The following is a 26685-nucleotide window of genomic DNA, read 5'->3' on the forward strand; positions in this document are numbered from 1 at the left end:
GGGGCGAGGCGATCACGTGGATAACATCTTAGTGCTAGCGGATTTATCGTATATCGAGAGAAATTGGCCTGGGTTCGGCCGCATGGATTGGAATGCAAACGGGAGCACCTTTCCTGTCGACAAATCGTATACCAAATACTATTGTGCGCCCTGAGCTCACCGTCGCACCGTTTGCGTCGTGGCCAGGAAGCCTGCCAATCCACCAGGCCTAAAGGAAGGTTAGAAATGGATACCAAGATTTTCTCGGGTGTTATCCCGGCGCTCATGACCCCTTGCAAGGAGGACCGCACCCCCGATTACGATGCGCTGGTCCGCAAGGCGAAGGAGCTGATCGCCCAGGGAATGACCGCTGTTGTCTATTGCGGCTCCATGGGTGACTGGCCGCTCCTGACGGACGAGCAGCGCATGGAAGGCGTTGAGCGCCTGGTGAAGGCTGGCGTGCCGGTGATCGTTGGCACGGGTGCCATCAACACCGCGTCGGCCGTTGCCCATGCGGCCCATGCCCAGAAGATCGGTGCCCATGGCCTGATGGTCATTCCGCGCGTTCTGTCCCGCGGCTCGTCGATCGTTGCCCAGCGCGCGCACTTCAAGGCGATCCTGTCCGCCGCGCCCGATCTGCCGGCGATCATCTACAACAGCCCCTACTACGGCTTCGCCACCCGCGCGGACCTGTTCTTCGCGCTGCGCGCCGAGCATCCGAACCTGGTCGGCTTCAAGGAATTCGGCGGCGCGGCCGACATGCGCTATGCGGCGGAATTCATCACCAGCCGCGATGACGAAGTCATCCTGATGGCGGGCGTCGACACCACCGTGTTCCACGCTTTTGTCAACTGCGGCGCGGTTGGCTGCATCACCGGCATCGGCAACGTGCTGCCGAAGGAAGTGATTCACCTCTGCAACCTGTCGCGGGCTGCCTATGCCGGCGACGTGGAAGCGCGTCAGCGCGCCCAGGAACTGGAGCAGGCTCTGGCCGTGCTGTCGTCGTTCGACGAAGGCCCGGACCTCGTCCTGTACTACAAGCACCTGATGGTGCTGCAGGGCGACAAGGAATACACCCTGCATTTCAACGAGACCGATGAACTGACGGAGAGCCAGCGCGGCTATGCCGACTCCCAGTTCAAGCTGTTCAAGACCTGGTATGCGGAGTGGAGCAAGCTCCCGGGCGCTGTCCAGAAGTACAAGCCCTGAGCCTGGGCGAACGGCAGGACCGGAAAGGGGCTTCCCGTCAGGGGAGCCCCTTTTTCATTGGGGATGTTTCATCGCGGATGCGGGGGCTGTTTGGCCTACCGGGCGGCAACCTGCCGGCGCGGCGCCTTGGGAGCTTCCTCGATCAGACGGCCGGCCGGGTCGAAGTCGAGCGCGCGGTCGCCGGTTTCATCCCGGATACGGGTGGGCAGGCCCATCCGGCCCAGCAGGTGCAGGAAGGGCTGGGGCGGAAGTTCCTCTACATTGACCATCGCCCCGGCATCCCACGTGCCCTCTGCGATCAGCAGCGCGGCCGCAACAGGCGGCACGCCGGCCGTGTAGGAAATGGCCTGGCTGCCCACCTCGGCATAGGCGTCCTGATGGTCCGCCACGTTGTAGAGGAAGACCTCCCGGGCCTTGCCGTCCTTCGTTCCGCGCACGAGCGTGCCGATGCAGGTCTTGCCGGTGTAATCGGGGGCGAGCGAGGCAGGGTCCGGCAGCACGGCTTTCACCACCTTCAGCGGCACCACTTCCACCCCTTCGGACGTACGGACCGGATGCTCGGAGAGGAGACCAAGGGTATTCAGCACCGTGAACACGTTGATGTACTGCTCGCCGAACCCCATCCAGAAGCGGATATCGGGCACACCCAGCGTATAGGCGAGGGAATGGATTTCGTCGTGCCCCGTCAAGTAGGTGGCATGGGGCCCGACGACGGGCAGATCCCATTCCTTCCTGACTTCGAACATCCTGTTCGAGACCCATTTCCCGCCCTGCCACGACCACACCGGGCCGGTGAATTCCCTTAGATTGATCTCGGGGTCGAAGTTGGTGGCGAAAAAGCGGCCATGGTTGCCGGCGTTGACATCAATGATGTCGATGGCCTCCATGGTATCGAAAAAGGCGTCGCGGGCGAGAGCGGCATAGGCATTGACGACGCCCGGATCAAAGCCCGCGCCGAGTATGGCGGTCACGCCCGCGCGCTCACATTCGTCTCGCCGCTTCCATTCGTAATTGGCGTACCAGGGCGGCCCTTCGGACGCCTTGAGCGGGTCCTCATGGACCGCTGTGTCGATATAGCTGGCCCCGGTTTCGATGCAGGCGGACAACACCGCCATGTTGATGAAGGCTGGCCCTGCATTGATGACGATGGAAGCGCCCGTCCGTTCAATCAGCGCCCGGGTGGCCGCCACATCCATGGCATCCAGCCGGTGGACATCGAAGACTCCCGGTTGCTTCAGGTTGCCTTTCGTCAGGACGGATGAGCGGATGGCTTCGCATTTCTCCGGTGTGCGGGATGCGATATGGAGATCGCCCAGGATGTCGTTGTTCTGTGCGCATTTGTGCGCGATGACATGTGCTACGCCTCCGGCGCCGACAATGAGGACATTCTTCTTCATCTCAGCAAGCAGACCCTTTCCTGTGATGTGTGTTGCGGTTGGCTCCCTACGAAAGGCTTCGCTCGAAATCGGCGAAGGTGAATTCCCGGATCAGTTTGATGCTGCCGTCGAGTTCGCGCACAGCGATTGAGGGCATCTGAACGCCGTTGAACCAGTTCATCTTGACCATGGTGTAACCGGCGGCATCCTGGATCGAGATGCGGTCACCCACCTCGAGAGGGCGGGGAAAACGAAACTCGCCGAATATGTCTCCCGCCAGGCAGGACTTGCCCGCCACCATGTAGGTGTACGGACCGTCATTGGGCTCCACGCGGGCGTGGGCGCGGTAGATCAGAAGGTCGAGCATGTGCGCCTCCACCGCGCTGTCGACGATGACGATCTCCTTTTGATTGGAGATCTTGTCGAGCACCGTCACTTCCAGCGTGGTGCAGTTGGTCACGGCCGCCTCGCCGGGCTCCAGATAGACCTGCACGCCGTATTTTTGCGAGAACGCCCTCAGCCGCGCGCAGAAGGCGTCGAGCGGATAACCGGCGCCGGTGAAATGAATGCCGCCGCCCAGGCTGACCCAGCGGACGCGGGCGAGCAGGTGCCCGAACCGCTCCTCCACCCGGGACAGGAGGGTGTCGAACAGCCCGAAGTCCTCGTTCTCGCAATTGTTGTGGATCATGAGGCCGTCGATCAGGTCGAGAACGGCCTCGACACGCGCGGGATCGGCTTCGCCCAGACGGCTGAACGGACGGGCAGGGTCCGCCAGATCGAACGTTGACGAACTGACGCCGGGGTTCAGGCGCAACCCGCGGGGAATGGCCTGTGTCCTGTCCTTGAAGCGCCGAAGCTGAGAGACGGAGTTGAAAATGATTTTGTCCGCATTTTCAACGACTTCATCAATCTCGCTCTCGGCAAAGGCGACGCTGTAGGCATGGGTTTCGCCGCCGAAGCGCGTGCGGCCGAGCTTGACCTCATAGAGGGAGGAAGACGTGGTGCCGTCCATGTATTGATTCATGAAATCAAACACGGACCATGTCGAAAAACACTTGAGAGCAAGCAAGATCTTCGCGCCAGAGTCTTGCCGGACCCGCCTGATTATTGAAAGATTGTCCAGCAGCCGTTTCTTGTCGATCAGATAATATGGTGTTCTGATTTCCGTCATTCCTCCGCCTCTTTGCCTGCGGTACAGGGTCATAATCGACATGGCGCGGAGACTCAAGTTTTGAGCAATTATGGGGTTTGAACGCCGGAGTTTCCCCTCCGTGCGGCACAGCCGCTGTTGTCGCAGATCCAAAGCGCGCTATCCTTGAAAGATCAGGGCCTTGGCCCTGCATCATGGTTGCTTCGCGTGGTCAGCCACTCTCCGGGATTGAACGGCCATGAATCGTGCAACGACCTCTGCTCTGCGCGCAGCCTTGGGCGCGCTTGCCATTGGCAGCTTCAGCGCTGCCCCGTCAGGCCTTGCCCTCGCGCATCACGGCTGGAGTTCCTACGACGCCAGCAAGACCATCACCGTCACCGGCACGCTCGAGACTGTGGTCTGGCGCAATCCGCATGCCACCGCGACCATCGACTACGAGGGCGAAACGTGGGCTGTGGTTCTGGCTCCGACCAGCCGGATGGAGGCGCGAGGTCTGACGGAGGACATGCTGAAAAGCGGCGTCACGGCCACGCTGGAAGGCTACCCGCGCAGCGACGGCACCCGCGAGATGCGGCTTGAGCGGATCACGATCGACGGCAAGACGGTCGAGCTGCGCTAGAGCATGGACCTGCTGGCAGCGGCGCAGGCCCTGGAGGCATCGGCCCTTGGAGAATGGATGCGCGGTTCGCCGGTGGCCTATCCAGCCGCCAACCTCGTGCACATTCTGGGTCTGGTGATGCTCGTTGGGGGGATCGGCATTGTCGATCTGCGGCTCGCGGGGCTGGGGCAGCGCATTCCTCTGGCACCGCTGGCGCATGTTCTGACCCCCATCGCCATCACGGGCGTCATCCTGCTGCTGGTGAGCGGATTTCTCCTGTTCGCCGCCGATGCCGGACCGCTGATGAAGTCCGCCGTGTTTCTCCGAAAGATGGTCCTCATCGCCATTGCGCTGGTCAATGCCCTTGCGTTCCAGGCGCTCTCGCGAGGAAGAATCGACGCGTGGGACGAAGGCCCGCCGATAGCGGCGCGTGTCATGGCGCTCCTGTCGCTTTTGCTGTGGCTGACCATCGCCACCTTCGGTCGATTGATCGCCTATACCTGAAGGACAGCCGCTCTCGTCGCCAGGCCGTCGGCAGGAAGCGGTGTTGCAGCCTCCGGTGCGGCCCGCCCGCTTTCGCTTTAATGTTACGGTTGTTGCAATAAAATAGACCAAAGCACATATTCCCTCTGTCTCGTTGGCCGGGGCGCCCGGTCCCGCCGTCGGGAAGACGGGGGAGGCCGGGCGGATTGTTTCAAGGCGGTCCTGGCATTAAGAGAGGCGCGGGTCGGCCAGAGAACAGGGGAACATACCTTCGTGCCTGTGATTGTGGATCATGCCAGGCGGCGGTTGGACGTCGCGGAGATCGCAGCGCGGCTCATCGTTGAATCGGGCCTGGACGCCGTGACCTTCCGCGACATCGCGCGCGAGGCGGGATACAGCACCTCGGTCGTCTCGCACTATTTTCGCAACAAGCGGGACCTGCTGCTGTTCGTGTATCGCATGGTGACCGAGCGGGCCGTCGAGGACGTGAAGGCCGCGCTCGCCAGCGGCGCCGATCTCCAGACCTGTCTTGAAGCGCTGTTGCCGGTGAACGAGGGGCGGCGGGCGAACTGGAGAATCTGGTTTGCCTTCTGGAGCATGACCAGCACGGACGAGGAACTTCTGGCCGAACAGCAGCGGCGCGGCCGGGAAGCCCGGCAGTTGATCGAGCGGGTGCTGCGCATGACCTCGGCCTCCCGCCGCAAGCACCTGACGGACGAGGATCTCGAAATGCAGTCCCGGCGGTTGCTGGCAACCGTGGTGGGCCTTGCAACCCAAGGCGTGCACGACCCTGAGGATTGGCCCGCCGAGCGGCTGCGCGCCGTTCTCCTGCGCGAAATCGCGACACTCTAGCACCAGGCGCGATCCGCCGCTGCGGGGCCATTCTCGCAAACGCCCCGTTCTTCCTCCCTTGACTTTGTTTTATGACAACAGTCACAATACAAAAAACGGGGGCAAAGACCTCCGGGCGAGGGGAGGATAGCCATGGACGAGAAGCGCACATCAGGGCTGGGACGTCGCGAGCTGCTGGCCGGTGTTGGCGTCGCCGCAGCGGGTCTGGCGATCGGAGGGCGTGCCGACGCGGCCCAGAACAGCGTGAATGAACCCTGGGACCATGAGGCTGACGTCGTTTGCGTCGGGAGCGGCGCGGCCGCCGGTGCCGCGGCCGTCACCGCGGCGTCCCACGGGGCGAAGGTGATTGTCGTTGAGAAAATGCCGCTTCTGGGCGGGACGACCGCCAAGTCGGGCGGCGTGGCCTGGATTCCGAACAATCCCGCCTTGCGGGCCAAGGGCATCGAGGACCGGAAGGAAGACTGCCTGCGCTATCTGGCGCGGTTTGCCTATCCGCGGCAGTACACGCCCAACAGCCCCACGCTCGGCCTGCCCGAGCTGCAATACCGCCTGCTTGAGGCGTTTTACGACAACGGCTCGCCCATGCTCGAGCACATGGAGCGCGTCGGCGCCGTGCGTTTCAAGGAATACCGCCTGTTCCATCTGGACAGGCCGGCGCCGGACTATGCGGATCATCTGCCGGAGAACAAGGTGCCGACGGGCCGTGCGCTGGAGCCGGCAGAGGGTGCCGGGCCAAGCAGCGGCGGCAGCAGCCTGGCCTCCTATCTGGAGGAATGGCTGCGCAAGCACGATGTGCCCATTCTGACCGAGCACCGGGTCACGCGCGTCATCAAGGATCAGGGGCGCGTCATCGGCGTCGAAGCGCAGACGGGCGACCGTGTGGTGCGCATCCGGGCCCGCAAGGCGGTGATCTTCGGGACCGGCGGCTACGCCCATAACCCGACGCTGGTCCAGCTCCACCAGCCGGGCCTATACGGCGCGTGCGCCATGCCGGGCTCCACGGGCGATTTTCTGGGCATCGCGGCGGAGGCCGGCGCCAGCATGGGCAGCCTCCACACGGCCTGGCGGACGCAGGTGCTGCTGGAAGAGGCCCTGGAAAATCCGGCGCTGGGCCTTGGCGCCTTCGTCCTGCCCGGCGATTCCATGATCGTTGTGAACAAGTACGGTCAGCGCGTCGTCAATGAAAAGCGCGACTACAACGACCGGACCCGGGTCCACTTCACCTTCGACCCGACCAGGGAAGAATATCCCAACCATCTGCTCTTCATGATCTTTGACGAGCGGTCCCTCGATGCCTTCGGCGGCGCCTATCCGTTCCCGCTCGACAAGCGCGAGAGCCCCTATCTGATCGAGGGCGCGACCATCGAGGATCTGGGCGCAAAGATTGATGCGCGATTGCAGGCTGTGGCCGACCGCACCGGCGGCGTTCGCCTTGAGTCCGGTTTTGCGCAGGCGACAAAAGCAGCGATCGAGCGGTTCAACGGCTATGCGAAGGCCGGGCGCGACCCCGAATTCGATCGCGGCCTCCATGCCTACGACCGCGAATGGCACCTGCTGTTCTCGGCCCGGCGCGAGGGGACCCGCTATCCGGTCAATCCCATGCCCAACATCACCATGCATCCGTTCACCAGGAGCGGGCCCTATTACGCCTTCATCCTGGCGCCGGGTGCGCTGGACACCAACGGCGGGCCTCAGATCAACGAGAAGGCGCAGGTTCTGGCAGCCGACGGAACGCCCATCCCCGGGCTGTACGGCGCGGGCAACTGCATCGCGTCGCCCTCGCATCAGGCCTATTACGGCGCGGGCGGCACGATCGGTCTCGCCATGACCTTCGGCTACATCGCTGCCTTGAATGCTGTGCGGGAGGCGGTGAACGCGTGATGCTGAAGCGTCTGTTGCCCCTTGGTTTGCTGGTGCCGTCCGTGGCGTTGGCGGGCGAGCCCGTCAGTTTCCAGCGCGATATCGTCCCGGTGCTGCGAACCCGCTGCGCCACCTGCCACATGACGGGACGGGAGGCGGGCAATATCGCCCTCCATCCCGGGGCGGCCTATGCGAGCCTCGTCAATGTCAGCTCGGTCAGCAGCAAGCACCTTCGCGTCAAACCTGGCGCGCCGGAGGACAGCTACCTGATGATGAAGCTGGACGGCACGCACCTGGATGCGGGCGGAAAGGGCGCCCGCATGCCAATGGGCGCGCCCCCGCTCGACGAGAAGACGCGGGAGAAGATCCGCAACTGGATTGCCGAGGGCGCGCAGGACAACTGAGGAGATGCCGCCCCGCAGGGCTCACAGGCTGCCCAGCACGGCCTGAGGCACTTCGAGGGCGGCATATCCCCATGTCAGCGCGGCGCGGAACCGGGTATTGGAAACAAGCCCCGGCGGAAAGACCGCATCCAGTGCCAGGAAGCGATCCACATCCTCGCGTGCGGTACCGGTGCAGGCGCGGCCGATCCCGGCGAGGCGCTCGGCCAGCGGATCGACGATCGTTGCATTCTCCCGGCTGCGGCGGCGGATGAAGTGCATCCAGGCGGCGATCGGCAGAACCAGCCGATCGATGAGTGTGCCGGCTGCCAGCCGGTCCTGAATGGTGCCGAGGAAGCGGTACGGCAGCTTCTGCGAGCCATCCCAGGCGATCTGGGACAGCATATGACGGATCGCGGGGTTGCGGAAGCGTCTGCGAACCGCCTCGCCATAGGCTTCCAGGTCGAGGCCGGGCGTTGGCGTCAGTGTCGGGGCAATATCCTCCCGCATCAGGCGGGTGACAAACCCGCTCACCATCGGGTCCGCCATCGCATCGGCAACGGTCTCGTGGCCGATGAGCAAGCCGATGTACGCCAATGCGGAATGGGGGCCGTTGAGCAGCCGCAGCTTGGCGCGTTCGTAGGCGCCCACATCGGCGGTAAAGGTGACGCCAACCTGGTCTAGCGGCGGCCGGGGACCGGCAAAGCAGTCCTCGATCACCCACTGGCTGAAGGCCTCGCGCTGAACCGGCCACGCGTCCTCGAGACCCAGCGCATTGGTAACGCGGGCGCGCAGCGCGTCATCCGTTGCGGGCGTGATGGAGTCGACCATGGTGCAGGGAAAGCGGGCCTCGCCCTCGATCCAGTCGGCGAGGGCAGGGTCTTTCGCCCGCGCCAGTTCAACCACGGCGCGCCGGAGTTTGTGGCCGTTCGCCACCAGATTGTCACAGCTGATGACCGTGAAGGCGGGCAGGCCCGCTGCGCGGCGGAGACGAAACCCTTCCACGAGCCAGCCGATAACGCTGACTGGCTCGGCCGTGGATTGCAGATCGTGCTCAATGTCCGGGTGGCGCGTGTCGAGCCCGCCATCGGGCGCAAGGCAATAGCCTTTCTCGGTGACGGTCAGGGTGACGACATGGGTTGTCGGGGCGGCCAGCAGGGCGCGCACCGTGGCGGCATCGTCGCGGGCGGAGGTCACGCCGGCAAGCGCGCCGATCACCCGGGTCTGCGGCTGTTCGTCCATCAGCGCGAGCGTGTAGAGCCAGTCCTGCGCGGCGAGGGCGTCGCGCACGCCCGAGCTTCTGAGCGCCACAGCGGCAATGCCCCAGCGCGGGTCGTGGGCGAGCAGATCATCAACGTAGGCCGCCTGATGCGCCCGGAAGAACGCGCCGGGGCCGAAGTGGACAAGGCCCGGGGCATGGCGACCGTGGTCATGGTGCGGGCGCCGTACAGAAGCGGGCAGCAGGCTGAGGTTCTGGCGGGACAGTTGCGACCTGTTCATAGGGTGACGCCGTTCTTCCACAGGGCGATTTCGCGCTCGCCGTTCTGTTCGTTTTTGCTTGGCTTGCCGGAGGCGACATCGACCATGAGCCGCAGCAGATCGGCGGCCATGGCGTCCATGCTTGCGCCCGCCGCAATTGGCCCGGCATCGAAGTCGATCCAGTGGGGCTTGTGCTCGGCAAGCGCGGTGTTGGTGGCGATCTTGAGGGTTGGCGCCGGAAACCCGAGCGGCGTGCCGCGGCCGGTCGTAAACAGCAGAAGGGTCGCGCCCGCCGCCACCAGCGCGGTTGAGGACACCGCATCGTTGCCCGGCGCTTCCAGCAGGGCCAGCCCCTTCCTCAGGGCGCGTTCACCGTACCGCAGGACCTGGGTTACGGTTGCGTGCCCGGCCTTCTGGACCGCGCCCAGCGATTTCTCCTCCAGCGTGGTGATGCCGCCCGCGATGTTGCCGGGGGAAGGGTTCTCGTGGACCGGCTGGTGGTGATCGAGAAAATAGCGTTTGAACCCATTGAGCAGCGCCGCCATGTCCTGAAACACCTCCGCATTGGCGGCGCGGGCCATCAGCAGTCGCTCGGCCCCGAATACTTCCGGGATTTCGGTGAGGATCGGGGTGCCGCCTGCGCCCGCGACGTAATCCGCGATCCGCCCGACGAGCGGGTTGGTCGTCAGCCCGCTGAAGCCGTCTGACCCGCCGCACTTGAGGCCGATCGTCAGGGCGGAGAGGGGGCATGGCTCCCTCCGGTCGAGGCTGGCGATGGCAACCAGGTCCTCAAGGGCCTGGAGGCCCGCGTCCGTCTCGTCCTCGGTCATCTGGGCGGCAAAGGCGCGGATGCGGCTGCGGTCGGGCACTTCGGCCAGCAGGGCGTCGAGCTGATTGTTCTCGCACCCCAGCCCGACGATCAGCACGCCTCCTGCGTTCGGGTGAGACGCCAGGCTGGCCAGAACCTTTCGTGTGCGGGAGAGGTCATCCCCCAATTGCGAGCAGCCGAAGGGGTGGGTCAGGGCATGAATGCCATCCACCTGACCGCCAAGGCGCTGGCTGCCGAGGCGGGCGATCCGCTCCGCCGTGCGCGCAACACAGCCGACGGTTGGCAGGATCCAGATCTCGTTGCGGGTGCCAACGGCGCCATTGGCGCGTCGATAGCCCTGAAACGTGTCCGGCAGGCCGGGCGGCAGCGGACGGAGGCGGGTGCCGGACGCTGGCCGGTAAGTGTAGTCCTCCACATCCGCGAGCCGCGTCGCCAGGTTGTGGGTGTGCACATGATCGCCCGGCGCAATGGCCGCTTTGGCCCGGCCGATCGGCCAGCCGTATTTGAGGACATTGGAGCCGCGCGGGATGGGGCGCAGCGCAAACTTGTGCCCCTTGGGGATATCCGCCGCGACAGTGATGGGGTGACCACTGACCAGAACCGTCTCCCCGCCTGTCAGGGGGCGCAGGGCAACGGCGACGTCATCGCGCGGGTCAATGCAATGGGCGGCGGGCAAGGAGGCTGCGAACGGGTTGTCGACGCTTGACATGTCTGTCATGGTAACCGGTGTCATCTGGAACGCAAGTGGCAACAGAACCTGTCGTCTGTTCGGGGAAGGGTCATGGCACATCGGCTTGTCTTGCATGAGGATCGGCTGTTCCCGGCCGAGCCGCGGATCCGGGCGATTGCGCGGCGGCTTTATCGGGAGGTGGCGGGGCTTCCGATCATCAGCCCGCACGGCCACACCGACCCCCGCTGGTTCGCCGCAGACGAGCCATGGACCAATCCCACCGAGCTGTTGCTTGCGCCGGACCATTACCTTTACCGGATGCTTTACAGCCAGGGCGTCTCGCTCGAGGCGCTCGGTGTGGCGTCACGGCGGGGGCCAAGCCAGGCCGACCCGCGCGACGCGTGGCGGCTGTTCGCCCGCCATTTCCACCTGTTCCGGGGAACGCCGTCCGCGCTGTGGCTCAACCATGTGTTCGCAACGGTCTTTGACATCGATGTGGCGCTGACCGCCGAGACGGCGGACCACTATTACGATGTGATCGAGGCGGTGCTGGCAACGCCGGCGTTCCGTCCCCGCGCCCTGTTCGAGCGGTTCAACATCGAGGTGCTTGCCACCACGGAAAGCCCCACTGACAGTCTGGAACATCATGAAGCCATCCGGGCGAGCGGCTGGCCGGGGCGGGTCATCACCGCCTACCGGCCCGATCCGGTGGTCGACCCGGAGCACGAGCAGTTCCAGGCGGCCCTTGCCCGTTTTGCCGAACTGACCGGCGAGGACGTCTATGACTGGAAGGGGTATCTGCGGGCCCACCGCAAGCGCCGCGCCGAGTTCAGCGCCCTTGGCGCCACCTCGACCGACCATGGCCACCCGACGGCGGCAACGGCGGACCTGCCGCAGAGCGAGGCGGAGGCGCTGTTCCGCAGGGTTACGCAGGGGCCATGCAGCCCGGAGGACGCCGAGCTGTTCCGGGCGCAGATGCTCACCGAAATGGCGCGGATGAGCCTGGAGGACGGACTGGTGATGCAGATCCACCCCGGCTCCTTCCGAAACCACAATCGCTGGCTGTTTGACGCCTATGGCCGGGACAAGGGCGCGGATATCCCGACGCGGACCGATTATGTCCGCGCCCTGAAGCCGCTGCTGGACGCCTTCGGCAATGACACCCGGCTGTCGGTGATTGTGTTCACGCTCGACGAGAGCAGCTACAGCCGCGAGCTGGCGCCGTTGGCGGGGCACTATCCCGTTTTGAAGCTCGGCCCGGCCTGGTGGTTTCATGATTCCCCGGAGGGCATGCGCCGGTTCCGTGAACAGACGACGGAGACGGCGGGTTTCTACAACACGGTGGGCTTCAACGATGACACCAGGGCCTTCCTGTCGATCCCCGCGCGCCATGATGTGGCCCGCCGCATCGATTGCGTGTTTCTCGCCCGGCTGGTGGCCGAGCATCGCATGGAGGAAGAGGAGGCGCGCGAGGTCGCGATCGACCTCGCCTACACCCTGCCGAAACGCGCCTATCGCCTTGATTAGGCGAGGCGCAACCGAACCGCGGATTTATGCGGACAATTTCGTTCCCAGGCCCCACGTCTCCCCCGGGTGTGCATCGGACTAGTTCATGCGTATTATACTGTCGGGGGGACAGTTCAGGACATGCATCTTCAGGTTGAACGAGAGACCGAGCTGACGCGGCGTTACCGGCGCTGGCGTCCGGCTCTGATGTCATTCTTTCTGAAACGCGTTCAGAACCATGCCGAGGCGGAGGATCTCACGCAGGATGTCTTCGCCCGCGTCTTTGGCCGGAGTCCTGGCGATCCCGAGCTGCACGCCGGTTATATTTTTCAGGTCGCCTCCAACCTGCTGCGCGACCGCGCCCGCCGCTCGAGTGTGCGGACCGATTCCCGCGAAACCGTCGGCGCACTCTACGGTCAGGAGATCGACTGGATCGATCCGGAGAAGATTACGGCCGCGCGCGGTGCGCTTGCCAGCCTGACGGCCGGGCTGGCCGAACTTCCCGAGAAAACGCGCACCATCTTTGTGCTGTACCGCGTCGAGAACATCGAGAAGCGCCTGATCGCGGAGAGCTTCGGCATTTCGTGCAGTGCGGTTGAGAAGCATGTGGCCCGGGCCATGGTCCATCTGATGGGTTGCGTCAGGAAAGACGACGAATGATCGAGCTGCTTCCCCTCCCATCGGACCAAAGGGATGAGCGTGCCGCCATGTGGTGCATCCGCCTCGCCGATGCGCCGCTTGATGCGGAAGAGCGGGCGGCGTTTGAGTCCTGGCGGGCGGCGGACCCCGCAAACGCCCGTGCCTTTGAGGAGGCAGTGGGGATCTGGCAGGGCATCGAGGCCATCACCAGCACGCCCGAGATGATCCGCCACCGTGCCCAGGCGGTGGAAAGGCTGCGGCATCTGAATTCGAGGCGCTGGTCCCGCGTCACGGCCGTGCGCTGGCCGACGGCCATGACCGCCTGTGTTCTGCTGTTGATCATGCTGACGTTCGTCTTCCTCAACGGGCGGCCAACCCGGTACGAGACGGCCATTGGCGAGCGGCGTGTCGTCTTGCTCGAGGATGGGTCCCGGATGACGCTCGACGGCGCAAGCGCCATCACGGTTCGCATGGACGACAAGAGCCGGAGCCTCGAACTCCTGTCAGGCCGCGCCCGGTTCGATGTGGCGCATGATCCCCTGCGTCCGTTCAGCGTTCGGGCGCGCAATCGTGTGACGGTGGCAACGGGCACATCCTTCAGCGTCGAGTTGTTGCCCGAGCAGGTGCGGGTCGTCCTCTTTGAGGGCCGGGTCGAGGTCATCGGCCAGCCGGCCCAAAATCCAGCCCCGGTTTCCCGCCGCTCACCCGTGGCGCGGACAGTGCATGTGCCGCCGGAGCCCGCTGTTGTTCTGAACCCGGGCAAGGAATTGATCGCCTCGACCAGCGATATCGCGGCGCGGATTGTGGACGCTGATTTGCGACACGCCCTGTCCTGGGAATCCGGTCTTCTCAGCTTCGAGGGCGAGCCTTTGCGGCTCGCGGCCGAGCGGATGAACCGCTACGCCAAGTCCCGCATTGTTGTGCAGGACGAGCGTGCGGGACTGTATCAGATCAGCGGCGTCTTCGAGGCCGGGGATACGGACGCCTTTGTCGAGGGTGTGACCGCCCTCTATCCGATCACGGTCACGCACAGGCCCGGCGAGATCGTGCTGGCCAGCCGCCGGGAGACAGTCCGGGCCGAGAATTAAAGGCGCTGCGGAAATAATAACAATAATATTGAAACCAATAACCAATGCATTTCCAATGCGTCGCGCGGCCGTATGCCGGTCATAAGACAAATGATATCCGTAATATAACTAAACTATATTGTCATATTTATATCTGGGGTCGCCAATTTCGTGCGTCCTATAGTGTGGCCGCGGCGACTATGAACCGCGGAAATATTAATGGGGGGAGTCGTTCCTATGCGTCGTTCTCTGCGGGGGATTCTTGTTTCCGCTACGGCCCTCAGCGTCCTTGCCATCGCCGCGAGGCCGGTGGCGGCGGAGGAGCGCGAACAGGTCTACGAATTCAACATACCGGCCCAGGATCTTGGCGCTGCGCTCAACGCCTTTGCGCGTGCGGCAAACCAGCAGGTCACCTTCGATCCGGCCGCGGTTCGCGGCAAGACCAGCGCGCCGCTTTCGGGGCACTACACGGCCCGCGCGGGCATCGAGAGGTTGCTGGAAAATTCGGGACTGACCGTGCGCGTCGGCCGCTCGGGTGTGTTCATTGTCCAGGGCAATGCGGCGCCCGGTCAGGGTGACACGGGCCCGGCCGAGCGGGCAGGCCCGCAGGCGGCCGCCAGCGACAGGGAAATGAGCTTCAGCGAAATCATCGTGACGGCGCAGAAGCGCGAGGAGCGCATCAGCGAAGTGCCCATCGCCATCACCGCGTTGACGGCGGAAGGGCTGGACGCGCGCAAGATCGAAGGGGGCTCGGAGCTGTTGCGGGCGATTCCGAACGTCAACTTCTCCAAAAACAATTTCAGCATGTACAACTTCTCGATCCGCGGCGTCGGAACCAAGTCGATCTCGGCGTCGAGCGATCCGGCCGTTGCGGTCAGCTTCAACAACACGCCACTGGTGCGCAACCGCCTGTTCGAATCCGAATTTTTCGACATGGCGCGGGTGGAGGTTCTGCGCGGACCCCAAGGCACACTTTACGGCCGCAACGCAACGGCCGGTGTGGTCAACATGATCCCGGCCATGCCGGAGCCGGACTTCGGCGGCGAGATCAAGGGGGAGCTGGGCAACCACAGCTCCAAGCGGCTGAGCGGTATGCTCAATGTGCCGATCACGGAGACGCTGGGGTTCCGGGTGGCGGGTGCCTGGACCAAGCGCGACGGCTTCGACTACAACGAATTTACGGATAACCGCGTCAATGGCCGCGATCTGTGGTCAACGCGCGCCACCGTGCAGTGGGAGCCGAGCGACCGCTTCCGCGCCAGCGTCATCTGGCAGCATTTCGAGGAAAACGACAACCGTTCCCGTACCGGCAAGCAGCTGTGCACCACCGACCCCGGACTGGACAAGGTGGGGGATGTCGCTGTCACCGACCCCTTGATGCGCGGGAAACTGAGCCAGGGGTGCCGGCCGGGGTCGCTCTACGATGATGCCGCCTATGGTGCGCCCAACGGTTACAGCCTGGTGTTTCTGACCACACCTGCCGATATCAGCCTGGGGTTCCTGCCCGATCCGTCCATTCCCTTCGGACATGGCGACGAGGTCAAGGTCATAAAACCCGGGGATCCGTTTGCAGGTGTCAAGCAATCGCGCAACCTGCGGGAAATTTCGGCCAACATCGATCCTGTGTTCCGGGCCAAGAATGACGTCGTTCAGTTCAACATGGATTTTGACGTTGCCGACGGGTTGAAGCTGGTCTCGCAAACGGCCTACGCGCGCGACCGCTTCTATTCGATGCAGGACTACAACCGCTTCGTCACCAATCCTCTCTTCAATGACAGTACGCAGGAACTGGTGAACGTCATCGGATTTCCGATGGATACGGTGAATTTCCCCGGGCCGACTCCCGGGGGAATCTATTGCGACCCCCAGCTTGGCTGTTCCGACCGCATGGTGTCCGCGGACATCAGCCGGTCCCGCAATCGCCAATGGTCGCAGGAGCTGCGTCTGCAATCCAGTTTCGATGGTCCTGTGAATTTCAGCGTCGGCGCCAACTACCTCGATTTCAAGTCGCAGGACGACTATTACGTCTTCAACAACATGTTCACGATGATCGCGGACTGGTTCTATAGCAAAGCCTTCGATTTCTTTGCCAACCGGCCCGAACCCTGCGACCTGGGGGATGAGACGCGCGAGTGCCCCTACGTCGAGCGGAATCCGATCGATGCTCTGGAAAACATCGGGCACAACTATTTCCTCAGCCAGAACGGCGTGCGGATCAAAAGCTGGGCTGCCTTTGGCGAACTGTACTGGGGAATCACCGATAACCTGAACCTGACACTCGGGGCCCGCTACACCCGCGACAAGAAGAATTCGGACCAGATCCCCAGCCAGCTGCTTCTGGCCGGCGGCGTTGACAATCCGTACGGGCCTGATTTTGTGGGTGACACCACCGGTGGTCGGGTCAACAGCGGCTACCCGGCACTTGAGAATATCCGGCAGGAATGGGGCAAATTCACCGGCCGTGCCGTCCTCGACTGGAAACCCGAGCTGAACTTCACCGATGACACGCTTGTCTATTTCTCGGTTGCCCACGGTTACAAGGGAGGGGGCGCCAACCCGCCGCGCGTCGATTTCAACCCCAATATCGTGCAATACCAGTTCCTGCCGCAAACCTACAAACCGGAGTATGTGACCTCGTTCGAAATCGGCACGAAGAACAGCTTTGATGGCGGGCGGCTGACGCTGAACTTCAACGCCTTCCTTTACGATTACAAGAACTACCAGATTTCCCAGATCGTTGACCGCATTGCCTACAACGAAAACTTCGATGCGCGAAATTGGGGGCTGGAGCTGGAAGCGGCCTGGCGCCCGACCCGCGCCTTCCGCCTCGACGGAAATCTGGGTTACCTGCGGACCCGGCTGAAAAAGGGTTCGCGATCGATCGACGTGATGGACCGTACCCAGGGCAATCCGGACTGGGTGGTCATTCGGCCGTGGATTCAGGTGCCGTCCAATTGCGTCGCACCGCGGGTCTATGTCGAGAAAATTCTGGCCAAGGGTTCGAACGTCAGGGATCTGGCAGCGCTGTGCCCGGGGGCGACCCGAATTGGTGACTACAACCCCGATGTGGACAGCAAATTCCCGCTCGACGAGAAATACGGGTTCACCTACGATCCACTCCGGCCCTACAACCCGGATACGGTTGGCCTCGATATCGCGGATGGCGGCAGCGGCGCGCCCAACGGAGGTCGTGGGTTCAGTGCCGACCTGACCGGCAACGAGTTGCCGAACGCCCCGCACTGGACGCTGAACATTGGCGCTCAGTACAGCTTCTTCTCGGACAGTGACGACTGGGATCTGACCTTCCGCGCCGATTACTACTGGCAGGCAAAGAGCTATGCGCGCATCTACAACACCGCGTTCGATCGGCTGAAGGCCTGGGACAATCTCAACCTTTCGATGACCTATACGCATCTCAAATCGGAATTGACCCTCCAGGTCTACGTCAAGAACGTCTTCAACAGCTCGCCGATCACGGATGCTTTCATCAACAGCGACGATACCGGTCTGACCACAAACGTGTTCACGCTTGATCCGCGTATTATCGCATTCAGCATCAGCAAGAAATTTTGAATAAAAGCGAGAGAGTCAAAATCTCTCGTTGATCTGGTAAAAATTTACACACATCCAGATGCGGCGGCCGGTAATAAAACCGGCCGCCGCAGACCCCTTTTTCAATGATTTGTCACAAATATTTCGCGAAGCATTTTTAATATAAAGAATTCTTCGACGAAGTAATTTTGTATGTTTGTTTTGCACAATGCTGTGCGGTCAAAATGAAAAAGGGGAGAATGATGACCATGAAGCGGTTTCTGCCGATTGCCGTGATCGCGTCTGCTTTGCTTGTTCCGCACATTGCGCATGCCAGCCCGCCGACCGGAACCCTGACGGGCACGGTTGTCGTCCACAAGGGGATCACCCTGACCTGCACCCTGACGTTGACCATCAGCAGCGGCGGCACGGCGACGATTGCCCTGACCCCGGGCGATTCAAACTGCGCTGCGTTGTCGTTCAACAATCAACCCTACGCGACGTCCTACTCTGGCGGTTCGACAGGGACCTTTACGGTGAAAGACGTTGACGTCAGCACGATCACCCTCGGGGACTGCAAAGGCGATATCAGCGGAACCTGGACGGGTTCGACCTTGGTGATCAATGCGACCCTTCCGCCGAAGACGGGCGGCCCGAGCTGCTCTGTCGTCGGCACTGCCAGCTAAGGCGCCGGCCTCGCGCAGCCAATCTGTGCAGGAGGCGATGTCGCAAGCGGGCGCACGGTGGCGTGCGCCCGTCTTTTCCTGCCAGGGGAGGGAGCGTTCGCGCCTTGCCGAGAGTGGGACAGTTCGGTTCAACATGGTTTGCTCTCTGGAGTTCTCCTGTCCTGGCGGTGATCTGCGCTGTTCCGGGCCGGGTCGCCAAGGCGGAAACGGAGACGGCCTCTGCGGAGGCCGCGCCGAGGGCATCTCCCGCGAACGGAAGCGCCGGCGCCTCACGTTCTGATGACATCGTGGTGACTGCCGCCCGCTACGGCGAGGCCCGGGTCAGGGCGGAGACGGAATTTAGCGCAGCGGAGATTGCACCGTTCGGCGCGGACAGTATCCAGGCCCTGCTCGGCCAGCTTGAGCCGTTCATCGATGCCGGGGAGGAGGGGCCGGTCCTCCTGATCAACGGCAAGCCCGCGGGGCTGGATGCGTCGATCCTGTCCTATCCGGCGGAAGCGCTGGACCGCCTTGCCATCCTGCCGCCGGAGGCGGCAGCGCAATATGGCCATCCGTCCGGCAGACGGGTGGTCAATCTGGTTCTGAAGCAGCAGTTCTCAAGCGTCCATGGTGATGCAGGGCGAACGTGGGCCACCCGAGGCGGGTACCATGGCATCGACCTGACGGCCGGGCAGGTGGCCATCAGCGGGCCCGCCCGCTGGAATGTGCAGGCAAGTATCACTTCCACGAGCGCCTTGCGCAGGAGCGCACGCAGCCTTGCGCCGCGTGCGGGCGAGCCCGAACACATTGGCTCCGAAGATCCGGACGATCATGAAACCCTGCTGCCATCCCGGCGCGCCATGTCCTTCACCCTTGGGGTGACCCGCCCGCTGGGAGATTTCTCCGCATCGCTCGGTCTGGCAGCTAACAGCAGCGAGAGTGATGGCGAGCGCGGGCAGTTGTTCGCGGGAGGGCGATCCCTGCGCGACGACAACGACACCCAAATGATCGATGTTTCACTGACGCTTTCCGGCCGCATCGCCGGCTGGCAAACCGACCTCACGGCCCGATACGGGCGCACGTGGAGCAGGAGCTTGCTTGAGTTGGGTAAGGATTCCCCCCCGTTTCCGGCGCTCGCTGTCGACGACGACCCTGACAGTTCGGGGGACGGGCCCGCGCTGTCGGGCAGCCGCAACCGCACGCGCGGCGAAAATCTCGGCGCTCGCCTCGACATCTCCCGAAGCATTGTCGAACTGCCGACCGGGCCCCTGGGTGTCAGCCTGTCCCTGAATGTCAGCCGGGACCGGACCAGCGGTTGGCAGAGTGATTTTGATCATGGCGCGGCCGTGCCCCTCCGCATGGCGCGCACCTGGGCTGACGGGCAGGTCACCTTCACTCTGCCGGTGTCACGGCGGAGGGAAGGGGTTGCCAATGGTCTGGGGGACCTCACCGTCAACCTGGTTCTGGGCGGACGGACGGAATCCCGAAGTCCCCTTCAAAAACGCTACGGCGGTGGTGTCGCCTGGTCGCCCGGGCCGATCCTGCACCTGCGCGCGTCTTTCGATCAGATGGAACTGGTCCCGACGTTCGAGCAGCTTGGCGGACCCGTCATCACCAGCATCAACCGCCTTTACGACTACACCCGGCAGGAGATGGCCGAGCCGGTGTGGATCATCGGCGGCAACCCGGATCTTGGCCGAGGCCGCGTGCGAAAGCTTTTTGTGGGCGCGATGGTGCGCCCCTTCAGAACCCAGGTGCTCACGCTGAATGTCGGCTACCGGCGGCAGACAGCAAGGGGCGGCGTGTCGGGGTTCCCCGAGTTGACACCCGCCATCGAGGCAGCCTTTCAGGACAGAATTGTGCGGGATGCGGACGGGCGGCTGATCTCGGTCGATGCCCGCGCGATCAACATCGCGCGCGAGACCAGCGCCGCCCTCACGTCAGGCATTGCGGTGCGCTGGCAGTCGGGAGGGGGTGCGCGCGAAGGCGCGAGCGTGGGCACGCCCGCCAGCCCCTGGTTTGTCACGGCCTCGCTCAACCACACCTGGCGGTTGGAGAGCGAACTGCTGACCCGGCCCGGCGTGCCGGCGATTGACCGGCTGGGGCCGGAGAGCGGGCAGGCCCGTCATACGGTTGCGTTTCAGGCCGTTGTCGGGCAGCGGGGGCTGGGCGCGACCCTGAACGGCACGTGGACTGGCCCGGCCCGATTGCGCGGCGTCGCGCCGGCGGGCGACTTTCGATTCAAGCCGTCGATACTCTGGACGGCGTCGCTGCACATGGAGCCTGATGCGATTTTTCAGCCGCAGGGCGGCCCGTCGTGGGCCAGGGGGCTGCGGATCGCGCTTGATGTGCGGAACGTGTTTGATGCCTACCGCCGGGTCACCCTTGGCGGCAAGAAAGCCCCGCCGGGGTATGACAGGGACGAAATGGACCCGCTGGGCCGGACGGTGCGCCTCAGCGTGCGCGCGAGATTGTAATAATACTTTCGTTATCGGCTTCCTCTCGGGGCAAACGGGTTTCGGCCATGAAGGTGAACCATCGAGAGTAATTTTATTTGTTTTGGTATAATTGCCGGAATTTTTTCCTGTCGGCCGACGTTTTTCAAATCATTCCCATCTTTTTCAACGGTTCATTCTGGATCGGCAATCGATATCCTTGCTCCGGTCCGCTTCTTACTGTTACCAAGGGAGGGGCGGGAGCCCGGACCTTTCCGGGCTCCCGCGCCGTTTGATCTGGGCGGACGCTAAGCTGAGGTGAGATGCTGATCTGGCTGATCCTGATCTCGTTCCTGGGGAGCTGCCTTGCCGGACCGGTCGCGCGGCTTGCCGGGCGCTCGGCGGGATGGCTGCTGGCGTTGTTGCCGGCCGGGCTGTTCATCGCTCTCATCGAGATTGCGCCCTTCATGGAAAGGGGCTGGGTGCTGGGCGACGGCCGCAACTGGGCGCCCCATCTCGGCCTCTACCTGACGTTCCGGCTGGACGGATTCTCCTTCCTCATGGCGCTGCTCATCACCGGCATTGGCGCGCTGGTGGTCGTCTATTCAGGCGCTTACCTCTCCGAGCGGTCAGCACGGGACCGGGGGCGGTTCTTCACGCTCATCCTCCTGTTCATGACCGCCATGCTGGGCGCGGTGCTGGCCGACAATCTTGTCGTCATGCTTGTCTTCTGGGAGGCGACCAGCATCCTGTCCTTCCTTCTCATCGGCTTCGAGGGGCGCAGCGGCCGCGCGCGCCGCTCGGCGTTGATGTCGCTCTACGTCACGGCGACGGGCGGTCTCTCCATGCTGGCGGCCATCCTCCTCATCGGCGAGGTGCTTGGCACCTATTCCCTGGGGGAGGTGCGGCTGCGGGCCGAGGAACTGGCGGCGAGCCCGCTCATCCTGCCCATCCTCGCCGGGGTGATGATTGGCGCCTTCACCAAATCCGCCCAGTTTCCCTTCCATTTCTGGCTGCCCAACGCCATGCAGGCGCCCACGCCCGCCTCGGCCTATCTGCACTCGGCGACCATGGTGAAGCTGGGCATCTATCTGCTCTCCCGCTTCGAGCCGGTCATCGCGGCTGTCCCGGGCGGGCGCTGGACGCTGGTGACGGTGGGCGGGGCGACCATGGTCACGGCGGCGGTTCAGGTGCTGCGCGCGGAGGGTTTCAAGACAGCGCTCGCCTATTCCACCATCGCCTCGCTTGGCATTCTGGTGACCCTGATCGGGCTGACGGGACCGGCGGCGAGCGTGGCGATCGTCGGCTTCCTGCTGGCCCACGCGCTCTACAAGGCCGCCTTGTTTTTCTGTGCCGGTTCGGTTCTGCACGCCACGGGCCTTCAGAACCTGCGCGCGATGGGGGACCTGTTCCGTTTTCTGCCCGTCACCGGCTTTGCGACCCTGCTCGCCAGTCTGTCGATGGCGGGCCTGCCGCCGTTCTTCGGCTTCATCTCCAAGGAATTCCTGTTCCAGGCGCAGCTTGAGAGCACCTCGGCGCTGGTCTCGCTGACCATCATCGTGCTGGTGAACGCGGTCATGGTCGGCGTGGCGGCGGTCATTACCCTGCGGCCGTTCTTCCTGGGGCGGGGCAAGATCTCGGAGGTGCAGCACGGCGAGACCCCCGGCCTCGTGATGCCGCCGCTGGTGCTGGCGCTGGCGGGCCTGTTCCTCAGCCTCGACCCGGCCTGGATGTCCAACAATGTGCTGCGTCCGGCAGCGGTTGCTGTCTATGGCGAGGCCATCGAGGTCAAGGTGCAGCTGTGGCATGGCATCACCCCCATGCTGCTGCTCAGCTTCGTTGTGGTCCTGATCGGCGCGCTCATCGCCTTTTACTGGCGCGCCATACACACGCAGCTCCGCAAGAGTCCGTTTTTCTCCGTCATCGATTTCGACCGGTTCTTCGAGCAGAGCCTCGACCTCCTCAATCGCTTCTCCGCCGCCACCACACGCCTGATCCAGCATGGTGATCTGCGCGGCTACATGGCGGTGGTGGTGATCGCGGTGGTGGCGTTCGTGCTTTACACCTGGGGCGCGGCCGGTCTGTTGCCGCGCCTGCCCCATGTCGAGGCGCCAGAACCCGCTGCCGCGGTGGTCGCGATGACAGGCATGGCGGGCGCCATCGCTGCCACACGGGCGCGCGGCCTGATCACATCCATGATCGCGGTCGGCCTTGCGGGTTTCGCGGTGGCGGTCGGCTTCCTGCTGAACGGCGCGCCTGATCTGGCGCTTACCCAGTTCACGGTCGAAGCGCTCATCGTCGTGCTGCTCACGGCCCTGCTGCTGGCGGTGCCGCTGGCCGCACCGTCCATGCGCGGGCGGGGGGAGCGGCGGCGGGACGCCCTTGTCGCGGTGGGTGTCGGCGTGGTGCTGTTCGTTGCGCTCGTTGACATGACATCCGCCACCCATCCCGGCTTCATCAGCCAGTTCTTTGGCGACCACAGCTACCTGAGCGCCAAGGGCCATAACGTGGTGAACGTCATTCTGGTGGATTTTCGCGGCTTCGATACCATGGGCGAGACGGTGGTGATCGCCATGGCCGCAATACTCGCCTGGTCGCTGCTCGGTATTCGGGTGCCGCCGCCGCAGGGACTGCGCGAACGGGAGTCTCCCTTCATTCTGCGCAAGACCGCGCCCATGTTCTTCTGGCTGCTCCTGGCGACCTCGCTCTGGATTTTCCTGCGCGGGCACGATGCGCCGGGCGGCGGTTTCATCGGCGGGCTGGTGGCGGCGCTGGCCTTTGCCATGATCGCGCTTGCCCATGGTGTCGAGCGGGCACAGCGCGCGCTGCGCCTGCATCCCGTGGTGCTGGTTGGTATCGGTATCGTGCTGGTCCTGCTCGCTGGCCTTTCCGGCATGGCGGCGGGGGGCGCCTTCCTCCAGCATCTCTGGTATGAGGGCAACCTTGCCGGGCTCCCGGTCAAGGTGAGCACGACCCTGGTGTTCGATCTCGGGGTCTATGTCGTCGTGCTGGGAAGCGTTCTGGCCTTCCTGTTCGGCCTGCAACGGGGAGCCGAGCGATGAGCCTGCTCTATGCCCTCATGGCCTCGGTGATCGTCGCCAGCGCCGTCTACATGATCCTGTCGCGCAATCTGGTGCGGCTTCTCCTTGGCATGTCCATGCTCTCGACCGGGGTGAACATCGTCCTGTTCCTCGCGGGCACGCATCTCAGCCCGCAGCCGCCGCTCATCGAGGAAGGAGAGCGGATTCTGGGCCCAAGCGCGGACCCGCTGCCACAGGCGCTCATCCTGACCGCCATCGTCATCGGGTTCGCGCTCACGCTGGTGCTGGCAACGCTGACGCTGCGCGCCTGGCGCGCCGAGCGCACGCTGAACACCGGGGAAATGCGCGCAGCAGGTGACCTGGGCGACCCACGCCTGCCGGGCAAGCGGGAGGGCTGAGGCGTGTACGGGCTTGTCCTCATCTTCCCGGTGATCGCGCCGCTGCTCGGGGCAGGGCTTGCCGCCATCCTGCGGAATCGCCCGCTGGCGCAGCGCACGGTCATGGAAATCAGCGTGATCGTCATGGCGCTCGCCTCGCTGCTCCTGTTCCTCAGAGTGCGCGGCGGCTATGAGCTCATCATGGCCTTTGGCGGCTGGGTGCGCCCCATCGCCATCAGCTTCCGCGCCGATGCGCTGGGCGGCACGCTGTCGCTGGTCACGGGTCTCATCGGCATCGCGGGCATGATCTACGCCCGCGCCGATGTGGCCGCGCGGCGCCGGCGGGCCGGGTTCGACTCCCTGTTTCTTGCGCTGCTGGCCGCGGTCAATGGCGCGTTTCTCACCGGTGATCTGTTCAACCTCTATGTCTGGTTCGAGCTGATGCTGGTGTGCGCCCTCGGCCTCATCACGCTCGACCGGCGCAAGGCGCAGATCGACGGCGCGGTGCGCTATGCCGTGCTCAGCATGTTGGGTGCCACCTTCATCCTCACCGGCATTGCCTTCGTTGTTGCCGAGGCGGGCACGCTGGAACTCCATGACCTGCGCCACACGCTGGCGGAGCGGGAGCTGACGCTCTCCCTTGCCACCGGCGGCGCGCTCCTGCTGGCGGGCTTCGCGCTGAAGGCGGGGCTGTTCCCACTGCACTTCTGGTTGCCGGCGTCCTATCACACCGCGCCGCTCACCGCGTCGGCGGTGTTCGCCGGGCTGCTTACCAAGGCCGGACTCTATGCCTGCCTGCGCGTGATGGTCACGCTGTTCGGTGTGGAACTGCTTCCCGGCTTTCCGCCGGTGCTCGGCATCGTCGCGGCGCTCACCATGCTGGTCTTTGCGGTCAGCGCGCTGGCGCAGCAGGACCTGCGGCGGCTGTTCGCTTTCCACATCATCGCGCAGGTGGGCTACATGGCGATGGGGCTCTCGATCGCCACCATGGCGGGCTTGCAGGCGGCGATTTTTTACATGGTTCACTCGATCATCGTGCAGACCAACCTGTTCTTCGCGGCGGGTGCCATTGCCCGGGCCGATGGCAGTTTTGACCTGCGCACCGCGGGGGGCATTGCCCGCTCCCAGCCGCTGCTCGCGGGGATGGTGGCCGTGCCCATGCTCTCGCTCGCCGGCATTCCGCCTTTCTCCGGCTTCTGGGCCAAGTTCATCGTCATCCGCGCGGGCTTCGAGGAGGGCATGATCGGGCTGCCGCTCGCCGCGTTGCTGGCCGGGCTGCTCACCATCGTCTCCATGGGCAGCGTCTGGGCCAACGGCTTCTGGAAGTCCCGCGCGGCAGGACGCATTGCCCGGCCGGTGCCGACGGCCATGTTCTGGGCCATCGCCACCCTGTCGGGCGCGACGGTTCTCATCGGCCTGTTCCCCGGTTTCCTGTGGGAGGTGGCGGGCTATGCCGCCTACGCGCTGGCGATGGGAGGCACCCGATGAAGCTTCTGCGTCGCCTGCGCGCCGTCACGGTGTTGTTCGCCACGTTCCTCTACGATCTTGTGTCGTCCTCGCTGGCCGTGGCCCGGTTTGTCGTGAACCCGAGCCTGCACCCGTCAACGGCGATTGTCGTTTATCCGCTGGAGGCCCGCACCGAATGGGGTGCGGCGCTCATGGCCTATTTTATCTCGCTGACGCCGGGGTCCACCGCCATCCATGTGACGGAAGACCACAGCCGGATTTACATCCACATGTTGAACGCGCCCTCCGACGAGGCGGTGGTCGCGCGGTTCAAGCAGTATTACGAGCGCTGGGTGCTGGAGCTGGAGCCATGAACGGCCTCGACCTTTCCCTCATCGGAGCCATCCTGGGCGTGGCGCTCATGGTGCCGCTGGCGCTGGCGGCATGGCGCATGATCAAGGGGCCGGGCATTGCCGACCGGTTCGTGGCGCTCGATATGCTGACGGCGGTGGTCGTTGCCCTGTCGGCCGCCGTGTCGCTGGCAACGGGACGCGGGGTGTTCCTCGACATCGGCCTGGGCGTTGCCCTCATCAATTTTGTGGCAACCGTGGCCGTGTCCGCCTTTCTGGAGCGCAAAGGGGACGGGCGATGATCGCTGCCATCGGCATTCTGTGCCTCCTCGCCGGCCTTGCCTTCATCACGTTGGCAGGGTTGGGGGTCGCCCGCCTGCCCGATGCGTTCCAGCGGATGCATGCATCCACCAAGGCGGGGACGCTTGGCGCATCGCTCACGGTTATCGGGGCGGCCCTGCTGCTGCCGTCCATCCGCTTGGCCAGCGTCGGCCTCACCATTCTGTTTCTGCTGCTCACCCTGCCGGTGGCGTCGCAGCTGCTGGCGCGGGCGGCCTACAAGTCGGGCGCGCGGCTGACCGGCCTCACGCGGGGAGACCCGCTTGCGTCCATCCTCCGGCGGCAGGATCTGCCTCTGGAAGAGCGCGTGAAAACCACGGAGACGCCGCGCCCGGATTGACGGGCCCAATCCTGGCGCTTGTGCCTGCGCGGCCGGGCTGGCAGGATTCCGCGACCTTGGAGGCACGGCCTCATGACTTCAGGA

General features: G+C 64.2%; 22 protein-coding genes. 18 read left to right on the top strand and 4 right to left on the bottom strand.

The features are described 5' to 3' along the window. The first annotated feature begins 225 nt into the window (after positions 1-225). Positions 226-1188 (top strand): dihydrodipicolinate synthase family protein, encoded by a 963-nt coding sequence (locus ACSJJU_RS09270; RefSeq protein WP_435915101.1) that lies wholly within the window; start codon positions 226-228, stop codon positions 1186-1188. 95 nt (positions 1189-1283) lie between these two features. On the opposite strand, the gene ACSJJU_RS09275 is transcribed toward ACSJJU_RS09270, so the two are convergent. Further along, the gene (locus ACSJJU_RS09275; protein WP_435915102.1) at positions 1284-2585 is read right to left on the bottom strand and encodes a saccharopine dehydrogenase family protein; all 1302 of its coding nucleotides are present in this window, start codon (positions 2583-2585) and stop codon (positions 1284-1286) included. A 46-nt stretch (positions 2586-2631) separates the two neighbouring features. After that, a complete protein-coding gene (gene nspC, locus ACSJJU_RS09280) occupies positions 2632-3735 on the bottom strand; it encodes a carboxynorspermidine decarboxylase (RefSeq protein ID WP_435915103.1) in 1104 nt (367 codons plus the stop codon). Positions 3736-3952: 217 nt separating this feature from the next. On the opposite strand from nspC, the gene ACSJJU_RS09285 reads away from it, so the two are divergent. The 5 genes from ACSJJU_RS09285 to ACSJJU_RS09305 all read left to right on the top strand — a co-directional run bounded on the left by ACSJJU_RS09285 (position 3953) and on the right by ACSJJU_RS09305 (position 7911). Then, complete coding sequence (locus ACSJJU_RS09285; RefSeq protein WP_435915104.1) at positions 3953-4333, top strand: DUF6152 family protein; 381 nt, start codon at positions 3953-3955, stop codon at positions 4331-4333. Between the two features lie 3 nt (positions 4334-4336). After that, entirely contained in the window at positions 4337-4816 is a 480-nt protein-coding gene (locus ACSJJU_RS09290) for a DUF6644 family protein (protein WP_435915105.1), read from the top strand. A gap of 252 nt (positions 4817-5068) precedes the next feature. Continuing rightward, on the top strand, positions 5069-5647 hold the full coding sequence (locus tag ACSJJU_RS09295) for a TetR/AcrR family transcriptional regulator (protein ID WP_435915106.1): 579 nt from the start codon (positions 5069-5071) through the stop codon (positions 5645-5647). 132 nt (positions 5648-5779) lie between these two features. Then, on the top strand, positions 5780-7528 hold the full coding sequence (locus tag ACSJJU_RS09300; RefSeq protein WP_435915107.1) for an FAD-dependent oxidoreductase: 1749 nt from the start codon (positions 5780-5782) through the stop codon (positions 7526-7528). Continuing rightward, a complete protein-coding gene (locus ACSJJU_RS09305; protein WP_435915108.1) occupies positions 7528-7911 on the top strand; it encodes a hypothetical protein in 384 nt (127 codons plus the stop codon). Before ACSJJU_RS09300 ends, ACSJJU_RS09305 begins: the two co-directional genes overlap by 1 nt. Before the next feature lie 21 nt (positions 7912-7932). Here the strand turns inward: ACSJJU_RS09305 and ACSJJU_RS09310 are convergent, their stop codons facing one another. Together ACSJJU_RS09310 and ACSJJU_RS09315 are read right to left on the bottom strand one after the other, a co-directional pair. Then, positions 7933-9387 carry a mannitol dehydrogenase family protein gene (locus ACSJJU_RS09310; protein ID WP_435915109.1) on the bottom strand — a complete coding sequence of 485 codons (1455 nt, stop codon included), beginning with the start codon at positions 9385-9387 and terminating at the stop codon, positions 7933-7935. Continuing rightward, positions 9384-10913: a UxaA family hydrolase gene (locus ACSJJU_RS09315; protein ID WP_435915110.1), complete on the bottom strand. Its 1530-nt coding sequence runs from the start codon at positions 10911-10913 to the stop codon at positions 9384-9386. The genes ACSJJU_RS09310 and ACSJJU_RS09315 overlap by 4 nt, the downstream gene beginning before the upstream one ends. A gap of 63 nt (positions 10914-10976) precedes the next feature. Here ACSJJU_RS09315 and uxaC point away from each other — a divergent pair, with 63 nt between their 5' ends. From uxaC to mnhG, 12 genes are all read left to right on the top strand, one after another. Beyond that, positions 10977-12392 carry a glucuronate isomerase gene (gene uxaC / locus ACSJJU_RS09320; protein ID WP_435915112.1) on the top strand — a complete coding sequence of 472 codons (1416 nt, stop codon included), beginning with the start codon at positions 10977-10979 and terminating at the stop codon, positions 12390-12392. Positions 12393-12512: 120 nt separating this feature from the next. Further along, complete coding sequence (locus ACSJJU_RS09325) at positions 12513-13031, top strand: RNA polymerase sigma factor (RefSeq protein ID WP_435915114.1); 519 nt, start codon at positions 12513-12515, stop codon at positions 13029-13031. Continuing rightward, positions 13028-14098 (top strand): FecR family protein, encoded by a 1071-nt coding sequence (locus ACSJJU_RS09330; protein ID WP_435915115.1) that lies wholly within the window; start codon positions 13028-13030, stop codon positions 14096-14098. The genes ACSJJU_RS09325 and ACSJJU_RS09330 overlap by 4 nt, the downstream gene beginning before the upstream one ends. A gap of 216 nt (positions 14099-14314) precedes the next feature. Beyond that, on the top strand, positions 14315-17650 hold the full coding sequence (locus ACSJJU_RS09335; protein WP_435915116.1) for a TonB-dependent receptor domain-containing protein: 3336 nt from the start codon (positions 14315-14317) through the stop codon (positions 17648-17650). A gap of 218 nt (positions 17651-17868) precedes the next feature. After that, complete coding sequence (locus tag ACSJJU_RS09340) at positions 17869-18294, top strand: hypothetical protein (RefSeq protein WP_435915117.1); 426 nt, start codon at positions 17869-17871, stop codon at positions 18292-18294. A 287-nt stretch (positions 18295-18581) separates the two neighbouring features. Beyond that, entirely contained in the window at positions 18582-20750 is a 2169-nt protein-coding gene (locus ACSJJU_RS09345; protein ID WP_435915118.1) for a hypothetical protein, read from the top strand. A 281-nt stretch (positions 20751-21031) separates the two neighbouring features. Next, positions 21032-23770 (top strand): hydrogen gas-evolving membrane-bound hydrogenase subunit E, encoded by a 2739-nt coding sequence (mbhE, locus tag ACSJJU_RS09350; RefSeq protein WP_435915119.1) that lies wholly within the window; start codon positions 21032-21034, stop codon positions 23768-23770. Further along, entirely contained in the window at positions 23767-24147 is a 381-nt protein-coding gene (locus tag ACSJJU_RS09355; RefSeq protein ID WP_435915120.1) for an NADH-quinone oxidoreductase subunit K, read from the top strand. The genes mbhE and ACSJJU_RS09355 overlap by 4 nt, the downstream gene beginning before the upstream one ends. A 3-nt stretch (positions 24148-24150) precedes the next feature. Next, positions 24151-25614 carry a proton-conducting transporter transmembrane domain-containing protein gene (locus ACSJJU_RS09360; RefSeq protein WP_435915121.1) on the top strand — a complete coding sequence of 488 codons (1464 nt, stop codon included), beginning with the start codon at positions 24151-24153 and terminating at the stop codon, positions 25612-25614. Next, on the top strand, positions 25611-25946 hold the full coding sequence (locus ACSJJU_RS09365) for a Na+/H+ antiporter subunit E (protein WP_435915122.1): 336 nt from the start codon (positions 25611-25613) through the stop codon (positions 25944-25946). Before ACSJJU_RS09360 ends, ACSJJU_RS09365 begins: the two co-directional genes overlap by 4 nt. Beyond that, positions 25943-26224 (top strand): monovalent cation/H+ antiporter complex subunit F, encoded by a 282-nt coding sequence (locus ACSJJU_RS09370; protein ID WP_435915123.1) that lies wholly within the window; start codon positions 25943-25945, stop codon positions 26222-26224. The genes ACSJJU_RS09365 and ACSJJU_RS09370 overlap by 4 nt, the downstream gene beginning before the upstream one ends. Then, positions 26221-26601, top strand: a complete 381-nt coding sequence (mnhG, locus tag ACSJJU_RS09375; RefSeq protein ID WP_435915124.1) for a monovalent cation/H(+) antiporter subunit G — start codon at positions 26221-26223, stop codon at positions 26599-26601. Before ACSJJU_RS09370 ends, mnhG begins: the two co-directional genes overlap by 4 nt. The last annotated feature ends 84 nt before the right edge of the window (positions 26602-26685 follow it).

Origin of the sequence: Pedomonas sp. V897, assembly GCF_051304405.1 — a bacterium.
In the GTDB taxonomy this organism is placed as follows: Bacteria; Pseudomonadota; Alphaproteobacteria; order Sphingomonadales; family Sphingomonadaceae; genus Pedomonas.